A 13,175-nucleotide genomic window follows, 5' to 3' on the forward strand; every position below is an offset into this window, starting at 1 on the left:
CAAGATGCCCAAACCGGTTTTCCCCGCTCCCACCTTGTCGGAAGAGGATGGCGTGCGCCATCTGCATCTGGGTACGCCCTGGATTCAGGGCAGCATGCGCATCGCCCGGCCCAACGAGATCGAGCTGGAGTATGTGCAGCGCATGATGGCGTGGATGCTGCTGCTGCCCGACAAAGCGTGGCGCGGCGGCGCGGCGGTGCAACTCGGTCTGGGTGCGGCGGCGATCACCAAGTTCATGCTCAAGCGCCTGCGGCTGTCGTGCGTGGCCGTGGAGCTGAACCCTGGCGTGATTCTGGCGGCCCACCGCTGGTTCGCGCTGCCCGAACCCGGCGCCAGGTTGCAGGTGCTGTGCGCCGACGCCGGCGCCTTCGCCGCCGATCCGGCCAACGCCGGCCGCGCGGCCGTGCTGCACGTGGACATGTACGACGAGGAGGCCGCCGCACCCGTGCTGGAGTCCGCCGAGTTCTATGCCGACTGCCGCCGACTCTTGAGCGAGCAGGGCGCCATGGTGGTCAATCTGTTCAGCGGGCCGGGCCATGTGCGCGTGCTGGAGCGCAATCTGCAGCGCATCTGCGCCGCGTTCGACCAGCCGGGCGACAGCGTCTGGCAACTGCCGCCCAACCGCGACGGCAATCTGATCGCCATCGCGCTGCGCGACGCCGCACAGTCGCCGCAGCCCACGCGGGCGCAACTGCTCGAACGCGCCGATGCCGTGATGGAGCGCACCGGCGGGCTGCCCGCCCGGCGGTGGGCGCGTCTGCTCAAGCGCCTGCAGCCCGGGCGCTGAGGCCGGGCCTACACTCGCCACCATGGACGCTCCACGCACTCCCTCCCGCACCGCCGACCCGTCTGCGCCCCCGAAGGCGCGATCTGCGGCCACCGCGCCGCCCGCGGCGCAGGGCCGCCTGGACTGGCGCGAACTGCTGCAATGGCTGGAGGCCGACGGCCTGATCGACGCCGCCTCTGGCCGCTACGGCTGGGAGCGCTGCGCCCATGCCAGCGGCAAGCTGCACGCGCTGCAGCGCGTGGCGCTGGCCGGGCTCAAGCGCGTGAGCGACGGCCGCGGCCTCGATCTGGACGTGCTCACCGAATGGCTGGCGCAGCGTGCGAAGCTGCCCTATCTGCGCGTCGATCCGCTCAAGGTCGAGATCAGCAAGATCGGCGATCTCATGTCCACCAGCTACGCCGAGCGCCACCGCATCCTGCCGGTGGCGGCCACGACCGAGGCGGTCACCATCGCCACCTGCGAGCCGTTCGACCGGGCCTGGGTGCCCGAGATGGAGCGCATGCTGCGCCGGCCCATCGAACTGCGGGTCGCCAGCCCGGCCGACATCACCCGCTACACGGTGGAGTTCTTCAACCTCGCGCGCTCGGTCAAGCATGCGCAGAAGAGCGGCAGCACCGGCGGCGTCAACCAGTTCGAGCAACTGGTGGAGCTGGGGCGCAGCGGCAAGGCTCTTGACGCCAACGACGCCGGCGTGGTGCAGGTGGTCGATTGGCTTTGGCAGTACGCCTTCGAGCAGCGCGCCTCCGACATTCATCTTGAGCCGCGCCGCGACATGGGCGTGATCCGGTTTCGCATCGACGGCGTGCTCCATACCGTCTATCAGGTGCCCGGTTCGGTCATGGGCGCCATGACCAGCCGGGTCAAGCTGCTCGGCCGCATGGACGTGGTCGAAAAGCGCCGTCCGCAAGACGGCCGCATCAAGACCCGCCGTCCTTCGGGCGACGAAGTCGAGCTGCGCCTGGCCACCATGCCCACGGCGTTCGGCGAGAAGCTGGTGATGCGCATCTTCGACCCCGACGTGGTCGTGCGCGACATGCCCGCCCTCGGCTTTCCGGCGCAAGAGGCGCGCGAGTGGCAGCGCCTGACCCACCAGCCCAACGGCGTCATCCTCGTCACCGGGCCCACGGGCAGCGGCAAGACCACCACGCTCTATTCCACGCTCAAACGCCTGGCCACCGAGGAGGTGAACGTCTGCACCGTGGAAGACCCGATCGAGATGGTCGAACCCGCGTTCAACCAGATGCAGGTGCAGCCCGCCATCGAACTGAGCTTCGCCGAGGGGCTGCGCGCCCTGATGCGGCAAGATCCCGACATCATCATGGTCGGCGAAATCCGCGACCGCGAGACCGCCGACATGGCCGTGCAGTCTGCGCTCACCGGCCACTTGGTGCTCTCCACCCTGCACACCAACGACGCGCCGTCGAGCATCACCCGCCTGCTCGAACTCGGCGTGCCGTCCTACCTCGCCAGCGCCACCCTGCTCGGCGTGCTGGCGCAGCGTCTGGTGCGCACCCTCTGCCCCCATTGCAAACAGCCCGACGACGCCTTCGATCAAGAGGCCTTCCGCGCCGCCGTGGCGCCGTGGAAAACCCAGTCCGAAGTGCGCCCCTACAAACCCGTGGGCTGCGTGGAGTGCCGCAACACCGGCTACCTCGGCCGCATCGGCCTGTACGAGCTGCTGAGCTGCAGCGAGACTTTGCGGGCGCTGCTGGTGCGCAGCCCCGAACTCGCGCCGCTGCGAGCGCAAGCCATCAAAGACGGCATGAAGCCGCTGCGCCTGGCCGGCGCCATCAAGGTGGCCGAAGGCCTCACCACCCTCGACGAAGTGCTGCGCGCCACGCCGGACCCGCAGCGTTGATCTCACGGAGATGCCGATGAAAACCCGCCGCCTTGTTCTTGCCGCCCTGCTGACCGCCGCCGCGCCCCTGCCCGCTAGCGCCTTCGATCTCGGCAACCTGACGAACCAGCTCAGCGGCGCCCTCGGCACCGCGCAGGCCCCCGCGCAACAGGCCGCGCAACCGCATTCAGGTGGCGGAGACTCTTCGGGCGCCACGAATGCGGCCATCGCCGCGCTCAGCAGCGGCGAAGTCGATCAGGGACTGAAGACCGCGCTCTCGCGCGGGGCCGACATCGCGGTGAAAGAACTCGGCCGCGAAAACGGCTTCTATGGCAACGCCAAATGGCGCATCCCCCTGCCACCCGCCATCGAAAAAGCCAGCGGGCTGATGCGCATGGCCGGCCTGGGCGCGCAGGCCGACCAGCTCGACCTCGCCATCAACCGCGCCGCCGAAGCCGCCGTGCCCGAAGCCAAAACCTTGCTGGTCAACGCCGTCAAAACCATGTCGGTGCAAGACGCCAAAGGCATACTCACCGGCGGCGACGAAGCCGCGACCGACTACTTCAAACGCAAGACCGAAGCGCCCCTGACGCAGAAATTCCTGCCCATCGTGACCCGGGCCACCGACCAGGTCGGCCTGGCGCAGACCTACAACCGCTTCGCCGGTCAGGCCGCGCAGTTCGGCCTGGTGAAAGCCGATCAGGCCAGCATTCAGAGCTATGTGACACAACAGGCGCTCGACCGGCTCTATCAGGCCATCGGCGAACAGGAAAAAGCCATCCGCGCCGACCCCGTGGGCACCGGCAGCAAGCTCCTAGGCAAAGTCTTCGGCGCGGCGCTGGGGCAGTGAAGACTGGGCGCGCGATGGATCGGACGCTACGGAGCTAGACCTGTCCTCGGTTGCGCCGGTAGCGGGTCAGTTCGAGCGACGGGTTAGCGAAGTAATCGGCCCGTCCGCGCCGCAAATCGCGCCGAAGAAACTCGTGGCATTTGCACGCGGAATGTGAGAAGGTGGAACGTAGCACTGGCGAAGACCGAAGTAGCAATGGTGCACATTGCCCGCGGGTTAGCGTGGTCGTGGGCTGCGTCATCGACATTGGTGAGCCTGTGCCGGGCCGCTTCGGTCTGGTGCAGGCATCCCGTTTGAGAGAGTGATCAAGACGACGTACCCGAGCCGGTGCCACGTTCCACTTTTCATGATGGAGGATGTCATGGCACACCGCAAGAGGCCCACTACAGAGTCGGCCATCACCCTGACCCACCCCAACGCCGCCGGTATCGACATCGGCGGCGCCTCGCACTTCGTGGCCGTGCCACCGGACCGAGACGACGAGCCCGTGCGCGAGTTCGCCTGCTTCACCGCCGACCTGCACCGCCTGGCCGACTGGCTCGACGCCTGCTGCGTGGACACTGTGGCCATGGAATCCACCGGCGTCTACTGGATACCGTTGTACGAGCTGCTGGATTCGCGCGGCTTCACCGTTCTTCTGGTCAACGCCCGCCATGTCAAAAACGTCTCGGGCCGCAAGAGCGACGTGCTGGACTGCCAGTGGCTGCAGCAGCTCATGAGCTTTGGCCTGCTGCGCGGAGCCTTCCGGCCGGCCGAACAGGTCTGCGCCCTGCGCGCGCTCACCCGCCAGCGCACCATGCTGCTGCGCAGCCAGGGCCGCTTCGTGCAGCACATGCAAAAGGCCCTGACACAGATGAACATGCAGCTGGCCAACGTCATCTCCGACGTGGTCGGTGAGACCGGTCAGAAGATCCTGCGCGCCATCGTCGCGGGCGAGCGCGACGGACTGACACTGGCCAAGCTCAAGAACGCGCGCATCCGCGCCAGCGAGGACGACATCGCCAAGAGCCTGCAAGGCAGTTGGCGCGCCGAGCACCTCTTTGCCCTGAAGCAGGCCCTGGACGCGTTCGACTTCTGCGGCACCCAACTGGCCGAGTGCGATGCGCAGATTCAGGCCCAGTTGCAGGCACTGCATGTGCGAGAAGACGAACCGGCAGCGGGCAAGAAGCGCGGACGCGCCCGCAATGCCCCGAAGTTCGATCTGCGCACACAGCTCTTCCAGATGTGCGGCGTGGACCTCACGCGCATCGATGGCATCGATGTGACCACCGCGCTGGTGGTGGTCTCGGAGGTGGGCGCCGACATGGGCAAGTTCCCCAGCGACAAGCACTTCGCTTCCTGGCTGGGTTTGTGTCCGGGCACCAAGATCACCGGGGGCAAGGTCATGAGTGGCAAGACCAAGCGCTGCGCCAACCGCGCGGCCCAGGCGCTGCGTCTGGCCGCTGCGGCCTTGCGTTCGAGCCAGTCGGCCCTGGGCGCGTATTTCCGGCGCCTGTGCGCACGCATGGACAAACCCAAGGCCGTCACGGCCGCTGCCCACAAGCTGGCCCGACTGATCTACGCCATGCTCACCCACGGCCAGGAGTACACCGACAGGGGGCAGGACTACTTCGAGGAGCGTTACCGTCAGCGCGTCTTGCACAACCTCACCCAGAAGGCCAAAGCCATGGGCATGCAGCTCGTACCCGCCCACAGCACCGCCTAAAAAAACACCATGAAAATCAATCAGCTCTCAGGTGTTTCTTGAGAGACCTCAACTTTGATGACATACTTCGCACGGAATTCCTCAACGCGATTCACGAACTCGCTGCGGTGAATCATGCGGTGGCAGTTCGAACACAAGACACTGAAGTCGCGCCTTGGATCGAGTAGCACCACATCTCCCCTCAGGTCGCTCAGAGGAGTGAGGTGATGGGCTTCGATGAAGTCCGCGCCTAGGGAGCCGTATGCCTTCTTGAAGTTGAAGCCACAGGCTTTGCATGTGTAGCCCTGCAGTCTCTTGACCTTGGCTGCGAGCTTCCTGTTTCGTTCTATTCGCTTGTGTTCGCGAAGGCGCTTTAGCTTTTCAGGCTCGAGGCCCGCTTCATCATCCTCCGTGTCCGCGCGAAGGTAGAGGCTCGACTCGTTATCGACTAGATGCCGGTACAACCCGAGAAAGCGGTCAAGGTCTGACTTCAGGACTTCTTCGCTGGGCAGGTTGTCGCGCGAGTAGAAGACGGAGCACACGGATCCTTGCTGATAGTCGGCTCCCAGCCCCTTATTCACACCAAGGTCAATAGGGCCGCAGGTTAGCCCCTTGGTCAGGGCTCCCAAGCGCGCAAGAAAGTCTTTGGCGCGGGTGGCTAAGGCCTTCTTCGTCGATACGCCGTACTGCTGGCGAACTGTGGTGACGCCCTGATTCAGCGACAAATAGACGCCGGAGCAGTCCTCATTGACGAGATAGACAAGGTAGTAGCCCTGCTGTGCAGTTTCCGTTACCAGGCGGTCGAGTACAGCAACCCAAGGGACGTCTGCCCAGTTCCCTTTGCCAGGGCTGCCATCAACTTCGTATCGAGCCTCGTTGTCTACGGCATCTGCGATTTCCTTGGGAATGTCAATGCGTAGCATGTCTGCCATCGCATTCTTGGCAAACGCCTGCCATCGAGCTTGCGGGTACTCCTCGAGGAGTAGGCTTAAAGCGGCGTGGATGCTCACAGTTGAGGCCTAACGTATGTATCCCGCAGATCATGGCGGAAAAGCTGAACGCCGCGGGATATTCTGTCCATATCGTCCGTACAAAATGGCAATTAAATCAATGCAATGCCATGGTTCTCAGAAGCGCTGCAAACGAATAAAAAGCGGCCAAACACGGCAATGGTTTCTGTTGCCCGGCGGGGCATTATGGCAAGAGTCGCGTGTGATTTCGGGGGAGTTCATCGGGGCACGCCGCCGTTCACAGCCAGCCACTGCGTCCATTGCGCAAACAGCCCGGCATCGCCCGCACAGACAGCCGAGCGTTTTTCGAGGGTGTTGTTGAACACGGCTTCGCCCACCAAAGTTTGCCCGTGGCCGCCGGCCTCGCTCAGGATGAGGCTGCCTGCGGCATAGTCCCACAGGCCCTGGCTGCCGTGCAGGTAGAGGTGGAAGCGGCCGGCGGCCACCCAGCACCAGTCGAGCGCGACCGAGCCGATGGAGCGTTGCGAGCTGTAGGGCGGGCGCATCGCGAGCTGCGTGGCCAGGGGGGCTGAAAGCCGCTTGAAGTCGATGCAGGCGATGGTTTTGGGCAGGGGCGGCGGGGCGGCGGGCACGCGCAGCGGCTGGCCGTTGAGGTAGGCGCCGACGCCCAGGGCGGCGCTGAAGACTTCGTCGCGCATCACGTCGACCACGACGCCCAGGCGGACCTGGCCGCCCTGAATCCACGCCAGCGAGGGGCCGAAGACGGGCAGGCCGGCGGAGAAGTTGCTGGTGCCGTCGAGCGGGTCGAGCACCCACAGGCCGGGGCCTTCGGGGCGGGCGGCTTCGTCGGCCATGAGGCGCTGCTGGGTTTCGGCGGTCATCTCTTCGCCCAGCAGGGGGATGGCCGGCCAGAGCACGGCGAGTTCGCGCTGCACCCGGGCCTGCATGGCCAGATCGGCGTCGGTGATCCAGGTGCCGTCGGCTTTCAGGCGCGGATCGGGAGACTGGGCGCGGGGCAGGATTTCGGTGCGTGCGGCGTTGCGCAGCAGGGCGCCGACGATGGCGAGATCAGGAACGGTGTGCGGCGTGGGCATGGGCATTCAGAGGCTGTGAATGTTTCGGGCATGGCTGCAGGGTTCGCAGCCTCTCAGGGCACGAGAATGGTGGGCGCGGCCGGGGCTGCAGTCTTGGGCCAGTCGAGGCTGTAATGCAGGCCGCGACTCTCGTGCCGCAACTGGGCGGAGCGCACGATGAGGGCGGCGACCTGCAGCAGGTTGCGCAGCTCCAGCAGGTCGCGGGTGACGCGGAAGTTGGCGTAGAACTCGTCCACCTCGGCCTGCAGCAGGGCGATGCGGTGGGCGGCGCGCTCCAGGCGTTTGTCGGTGCGCACGATGCCCACGTAATTCCACATCAGCAGGCGCAGTTCGTCCCAGTTGTGGGTGATGACGACGAGTTCGTCAGCGTCGCTGACCCGGCTTTCGTCCCAGCGGCGCGGGGTGGGGATTTCGGGCTGCTCGGCTTCGCGTATGGCCAGCGCGGCGGCCTTGCCGAACACGGCGCATTCGAGCAGCGAGTTGCTGGCCAGCCGGTTGGCGCCGTGCAGGCCGGTGTAGGTGACTTCGCCTGCCGCGTACAGCCCGGGAAGGTCGGTGCGGCCGGCCAGATCGGTGAGCACGCCGCCGCAGGTGAAGTGCACCGCGGGCACGACGGGAATGGGCTCGCGCGTCATGTCGATGCCGAGTTCGAGCAGGCGGGCGTGGATGGTGGGGAAGTGCTGGCGGATGAAGGCTTCGCCCTTGTGGGTGATGTCGAGATAGACGCAGTCGAGGCCGCGTTTTTTCATCTCGAAGTCGATGGCGCGGGCGACCACGTCGCGCGGGGCGAGTTCGGCGCGGGGGTCGTGCGCGGGCATGAAGCGCGTGCCGTCGGGCAGCAGCAGCTTGCCGCCCTCGCCGCGCACGGCTTCGGTGATGAGGAAGCTCTTGGCCTTGGGGTGGTAAAGGCAGGTGGGGTGGAACTGGATGAACTCCATATTCGCCACGCGGCAGCCCGCGCGCCAGGCCATCGCCAGGCCGTCGCCGCTGGCGGTGTCGGGGTTGGTCGTGTAGCGATACACCTTGCCGGCGCCGCCCGTGGCCAGCATGGTGTGCGCGGCGGCGAAGGTTTCCACCCGCCCCCGCGCCGTGTCGAGCGCATAGGCGCCCCAGCAGCGGCGGTCGGCCTTGCCGTCGCCCACATGGCGCTCGGTGATGAGATCGACGGCGACGTGGTTCTCCAGCAGGGTGATGCGGGGATGGGCTCGGGCGCGGGCGAGCAGGGTGGTCTGGATGGCGGCGCCAGTGGCGTCCACCACATGGGCGATGCGGCGCTGGCTGTGGCCGCCTTCGCGGGTGAGATGCAAACCGCTGCCTTCGGTGTCGAAGGGCACGCCCTGTTCGCGCAGCCAGGCGATGGCGTCGGGCCCGTTCTCGATGACGAAGCGGGTGGCCGGTAGATCGTTGAGCAGGGCGCCGGCGACCAGGGTGTCGTGCACATGTTCGTCGAAACTGTCGCCCTCGGCCAGCACCGCGGCAATGCCCCCCTGCGCCCACTGGCTGGATGAAACGTCGAGCGTGCGTTTGGCCAGCACGGTGACATCGAAGCGTTCAGCCAGATGCAGGGCCGTGGACAGACCGGCCAGGCCGGCGCCGAGAATCAGGACATCGCTTTGAGGCATGGTGGATCGACGCTGGCAGCTGCCGCGTTCAAGGTGGGCGGTGAAGCCGTGATTGTCCCTTCTTCGCTCAGCCTGCGCCTTGTGGGCTGACAAGGTGTTGAAAGCGGCCGAAAATCGCGTGACAAAAATTCTGGAGACGATCATGCACATCCCCAACTTGAAAGACGCGGTGGACCCACAGGAATGGGCGCTGCGCTGCGATCTTGCAGCCTGTTATCGCCTGGTGGCCCTGCACGGGTGGAGCGATCTGGTATTCACCCACATCAGCGCCAAATTGCCGCTTTCGCTGACCGGCGGCGAGCATCAGTTCCTCATCAATCCCTATGGCTTGATGTTCGACGAGATCACCGCGTCGAGTCTGGTGAAGGTGGACGCCGAGTGCAACAAGCTCAGCGAGAGCCCGTTTCCGGTCAATCCGGCGGGCTTCGTCATTCACAGCGCGGTGCACGAGGCGCGGCCAGATGCGGGCTGCGTGCTGCACACCCATACCCGCGCCGGTGTGGCGGTGAGCGCGCAGGAGCAGGGCGTGTTGCCCATGAGGGCCTGTTCACGCTATTTGTGCACCCGCGTTGCCCCCAGGCGGGGAGGGCTGCAAGGCGGAGGTGCGAGGCAAGGCTTTGTGCCTTGCCTCGCACGGACAACGCCGCAGAGGCCCCGCCTGGGGGCAACCCTCCGGGCCGGGGGGCTGGGCGGCGCACTGCCACGTTGCAGTCCACTTGTGGTGGAGACCACCACGGCGCGGCCTGCGCCTTGCATTGCCTCCGCCCAGCCCCCCGGCGCGGGTGCACAAATAGTGTGAACAGGCCCTACTCAGCAGAGCACCTTCGTGCTGGCATCGGTGGCGTATCACGACTATGAGGGCGTGGCGTTTCGCGCCGATGAGAAGCCGCGCTTGCAGGCCGATCTGGGCGATGCCAACTTTCTCATTCTGCGCAATCACGGACTGTTGACCGTGGGGGCCAGCATTGCCGATGCCTTTCTGGGCATGTACGTGCTGGAGAGCGCCTGTCAGATCCAGATTGCGGCGCTGTCGGGTCAGCCGGGCGCGGCGGGGCTGAGGCAGGTCCAGCCGCAGATTCTCAGCGGGGTGGCCGAGGCCATGCGGGTGCAGACCGGCGGGCTGGGCGGCGCCTTCGTCTGGCCTGCGCTATTGCGCAAGCTCGAACGCACCGATCCGGGCTATCGGGCCTGACGGCGTTTATCGATCCGGATCGAGCTCATAAGAGCGGCTCTGCGTTGCGCCTTGCAGCGGCCTTCTCCCCCTCCCCACAAGTGGGGAGGGTTGGGGTGGGGAGGACGCTGGGTGAGCCTGACAAGTCGCAGGGCAACCTGAATGCTCAGCACTCCAGGTTGTCGATCAGCCGGGTGCGGCCCAGGCGGGCCGCGCCCAGCACCACGCAGGCCGCGCCTTGGTGCAGATCGAGCGCGGTGGGTGTCTGCAGATCGCTGCGGCGGCGCAGCGTGAGGTAATCGGGCACCCAGCCAAGCTGGTCGAGGCGGGCCATGGTCTGCTGCTCCAGCAGACGAATCTGCTCGGGCGCAGTGGCCAAGCGGGCGTCTTCGGCCAGGGCGCGCAGCGCGGCCTGGAGCTGCGGCGCCTGGGCGCGCTCCTCGGGCGTGAGGTAGCCGTTGCGGGATGACAGCGCCAGGCCGTCGTCGGCGCGCACGGTGTCGAGGCCGATGATGTCGATGGGCAGGGCGAACTGCTCGACCATGCGCCGGATGATCAACAGTTGCTGGTAGTCCTTCTTGCCGAACACGGCATGGCGCGGCCCGGTCATCTGGAACAGTTTCATCACCACGGTGGCCACGCCCTCGAAGTGACCGGGACGCGCGGCGCCGTCGAGCATGTCGGCGATGGCCGGATCGGGCAGCACACGGAAGGTCTGCGGCTGCGGGTACATCTCGGCCTCGTCAGGGGCGAAGAGCAGATCGCAACCGGCCTCGGCCAGCAGTTCGGCGTCGTGCTGCAGGGTGCGCGGATAGCGGTCGAAGTCTTCGTTCGGGCCGAACTGCAGGCGGTTGACGAAGATGCTCGCGACTACCGGGACGTTCTCCTTGCGGGCGCGGGCGATCAGCCCCAGGTGCCCGGCGTGGAGATTGCCCATGGTGGGCACCAGGGCCCAGTCCGGGCGCGGCCTGAGTGCGACGCGCAGGTCGGAGACGGTGTGGACGGTCTGCATGGGGAATGGCGGGAGAACGACTCAGGCGGTATAGCCATGCAGGGCTTCGTCGGGAAACGCGCCTTGCTTGACGGCCTCGACATAGCCGCGCACGGCGTCGAGAAGGCTGGGCGCGCCCTGCATGAAGTTGCGCACGAAGCGCGGCTTGGGGCCGCGGGTGATGTCGAGCATGTCGTGCAGCACCAGCACCTGACCGTGGGTGCGCACGCCCGCGCCGATGCCGATGGTGATGCCGGGATAGTCGGCGCTGATCTGGGCGGCAAGATCGGAGGGCACGAGTTCGAGCACCAGCATGGCCGCACCCGCGGCGCCGACCTCGGCCGCATGGCGGCGCAGCGTGTCGGCCGACTGCGTGTCGCGGCCCTGGATGCGGTAGCCCCCCAGCGCATGCACGCTCTGCGGCGTGAGCCCGAGGTGGGCGCACACCGGAATGCCACGCTCCACGAGGGCGGCGATGAGCGGCGCTGTCCAGCCGCCGCCTTCCAGCTTGACCATCTGCGCGCCGGCCTGCATCAGCGCCGCGCTGCTGGCCACGGCCTGCTCGATGCCGCCCTGGTAGCTGCCGAAGGGCAGATCGGCGATGAGCCAGGCACCGCGATTGCCGCGCGCCACGCATTGCGTGTGATAGACCATCTGCTCCAGCGTGACGGGGAGGGTGGTGGCGTGACCTTGCATCACCATGCCCAGCGAGTCGCCCACCAGCAGGCAATCGACCCCGGCGGCGTCGAGCAGGCTGGCGCTGGCCGCGTCGTAAGCGGTGAGCACGGCGACCTTCTCGCCGGCCTCGCGCATGGCGCGCAGGCGATGCAGCGTCAACGGCCTGCGGGGTTCGGAACTGGCGCGGGACGGGGCGCTGCCGTAGGGCGCGACCTCAGGCGTGGCGTGAGCGGAGGGGTCTGAAGACATGGCAAAGCTCGCGTGGAAACCGGCGCATTATGCCCGCGCCCTGGCCGTGCATGCGAACGAGCGTTCGATTTAGGGCATCAGCCTGGGGCATCAGCTCGGGGTGTAGGCCAGCCGCACATAGAGCGGCGCGAAGGCCTCGGCCTGGGTGAGGTCGACTAGGGCCTCGCGCGTGAGTTCGAGCAGCGCCACCAGCGTGACCACGGCAACGGGTACGCCCTGTGTCGGGTCGAACAGCTCGTGGAATTCGAGAAAGCGCCGGCCCTGCAGCTGACGCAGCACGCGGCTCATGTAGTCGCGCACCGACAGTTGCTCGCGGGTGATCTTGTGATGCGTATGCAGCTTGGCGCGTTTGAGAATGTCGCTCCAGGCCTGTTGCAGCTCGGAGACGGCGACATCGGGCAGACGCGGCGCGGCGTCGCGGTCGAACAGCACCTGCGCCCGCCAGAAGTCCCGGCCGAGCACGGGCAGGGCATCGAGCTGCTGCGCGGCGAGCTTGAAACGCTCGTACTCCAGCAGGCGGCGCACGAGTTCGGCGCGCGGGTCTTCGGGCTCGGCGCCCGATTCGGTGGGCGGCCGCGGCAACAACATGCGCGACTTGATCTCGATGAGCATGGCCGCCATCAGCAGATACTCGGCGGCAAGCTCCAGGTTGTGACGGCGAATCTGCTCGACATAGCTCAGATACTGGGCCGTCACCTGGGCCAGCGGAATGTCGAGGATGTTGAAGTTCTGCTTGCGGATGAGGTAGAGCAGCAGATCCATCGGCCCTTCGAAGGCTTCGAGAAAGACCTCCAGCGCGTCGGGCGGGATGTAGAGATCCTGCGGCAGCTCAAACAGCGGTTCGCCGTATAGCCGCGCGACCGCCATGCCGTCGACCGTGGCGGGCGTGCTGTCCACCGCGGGCGAAATCAGCTCGGACTCACGGGATGCGGGAAGCATGCGTCAGCGCGGCCCCATCTGGATGAGCGGCTTCAATGACTGCCGTAGACGTAGGCCTTCTGCGGCACGCGGCCCGCCTTGAAGGCCTTGGTCAGCTCCGTGTTCTGAGGCTTGTCCCAAAGCTGCGCGCGGCCCTCCTTCTGTTTGGCCTCGAGCTGCGGATCGCTGTGCTTGAGATCCTGGATGAAGTGGGTCACTTCGGACACATACGGTTTGACTTTGAAGGGCATGGGCGTTCTCTCGGAATGGAACAGGCAGGGCCATTCTATGCAAGCGGAGGACAGGATTCGAACGCCCGAATA

Annotated in this window: 11 protein-coding genes and 2 pseudogenes; 6 read left to right on the top strand and 7 right to left on the bottom strand. The window is 66.5% G+C overall.

The annotated features are described in order from the left end of the window. Positions 1-4: 4 nt before the first annotated feature. The 4 genes from BVH73_RS12745 to BVH73_RS12760 all read left to right on the top strand — a co-directional run bounded on the left by BVH73_RS12745 (position 5) and on the right by BVH73_RS12760 (position 5,179). Positions 5-787 carry a class I SAM-dependent methyltransferase gene (locus tag BVH73_RS12745; RefSeq protein WP_079419221.1) on the top strand — a complete coding sequence of 261 codons (783 nt, stop codon included), beginning with the start codon at positions 5-7 and terminating at the stop codon, positions 785-787. 22 nt (positions 788-809) lie between these two features. After that, positions 810-2,645 carry a type IV pilus assembly ATPase TfpB gene (gene tfpB, locus BVH73_RS12750; protein ID WP_079419223.1) on the top strand — a complete coding sequence of 612 codons (1,836 nt, stop codon included), beginning with the start codon at positions 810-812 and terminating at the stop codon, positions 2,643-2,645. A gap of 16 nt (positions 2,646-2,661) precedes the next feature. Then, positions 2,662-3,474, top strand: a complete 813-nt coding sequence (locus tag BVH73_RS12755) for a DUF4197 domain-containing protein (protein WP_079419225.1) — start codon at positions 2,662-2,664, stop codon at positions 3,472-3,474. A gap of 361 nt (positions 3,475-3,835) precedes the next feature. Then, positions 3,836-5,179 (top strand): IS110 family RNA-guided transposase, encoded by a 1,344-nt coding sequence (locus tag BVH73_RS12760; protein WP_079420493.1) that lies wholly within the window; start codon positions 3,836-3,838, stop codon positions 5,177-5,179. Between the two features lie 20 nt (positions 5,180-5,199). Here the strand turns inward: BVH73_RS12760 and BVH73_RS12765 are convergent, their stop codons facing one another. From BVH73_RS12765 to nadB, 3 genes are all read right to left on the bottom strand, one after another. Continuing rightward, positions 5,200-6,168, bottom strand: a complete 969-nt coding sequence (locus BVH73_RS12765; RefSeq protein WP_079419227.1) for an MrcB family domain-containing protein — start codon at positions 6,166-6,168, stop codon at positions 5,200-5,202. Positions 6,169-6,386: 218 nt separating this feature from the next. After that, positions 6,387-7,223, bottom strand: a complete 837-nt coding sequence (locus BVH73_RS12770) for an inositol monophosphatase family protein (RefSeq protein WP_169836775.1) — start codon at positions 7,221-7,223, stop codon at positions 6,387-6,389. Positions 7,224-7,276: 53 nt separating this feature from the next. Beyond that, positions 7,277-8,845, bottom strand: coding sequence for an L-aspartate oxidase (gene nadB, locus BVH73_RS12775; protein WP_079419231.1), 1,569 nt, complete (start codon positions 8,843-8,845; stop codon positions 7,277-7,279). Positions 8,846-8,987: 142 nt separating this feature from the next. Here nadB and BVH73_RS12780 point away from each other — a divergent pair. Both BVH73_RS12780 and BVH73_RS12785 read left to right on the top strand, forming a co-directional pair. Next, positions 8,988-9,419, top strand: a pseudogene (locus BVH73_RS12780) (class II aldolase/adducin family protein); the annotation flags it as partial. 234 nt (positions 9,420-9,653) lie between these two features. Then, positions 9,654-10,037: pseudogene (locus tag BVH73_RS12785) on the top strand (class II aldolase/adducin family protein); the annotation flags it as partial. 145 nt (positions 10,038-10,182) lie between these two features. Here BVH73_RS12785 and panC read toward each other — a convergent pair. The 4 genes from panC to BVH73_RS12805 all read right to left on the bottom strand — a co-directional run bounded on the left by panC (position 10,183) and on the right by BVH73_RS12805 (position 13,103). Continuing rightward, positions 10,183-11,028: a pantoate--beta-alanine ligase gene (gene panC, locus BVH73_RS12790; RefSeq protein ID WP_079419233.1), complete on the bottom strand. Its 846-nt coding sequence runs from the start codon at positions 11,026-11,028 to the stop codon at positions 10,183-10,185. A gap of 21 nt (positions 11,029-11,049) precedes the next feature. Further along, a complete protein-coding gene (gene panB / locus BVH73_RS12795) occupies positions 11,050-11,934 on the bottom strand; it encodes a 3-methyl-2-oxobutanoate hydroxymethyltransferase (protein ID WP_079419235.1) in 885 nt (294 codons plus the stop codon). 90 nt (positions 11,935-12,024) lie between these two features. Next, positions 12,025-12,873 (bottom strand): segregation and condensation protein A, encoded by an 849-nt coding sequence (locus BVH73_RS12800; protein WP_079419237.1) that lies wholly within the window; start codon positions 12,871-12,873, stop codon positions 12,025-12,027. 32 nt (positions 12,874-12,905) lie between these two features. Beyond that, the gene (locus BVH73_RS12805) at positions 12,906-13,103 is read right to left on the bottom strand and encodes a DUF3460 family protein (RefSeq protein WP_079419239.1); all 198 of its coding nucleotides are present in this window, start codon (positions 13,101-13,103) and stop codon (positions 12,906-12,908) included. Positions 13,104-13,175 lie beyond the last annotated feature (72 nt).

This window comes from Thiomonas intermedia (assembly GCF_002028405.1).
GTDB lineage: Bacteria > Pseudomonadota > Gammaproteobacteria > Burkholderiales > Burkholderiaceae_C > Thiomonas > Thiomonas intermedia.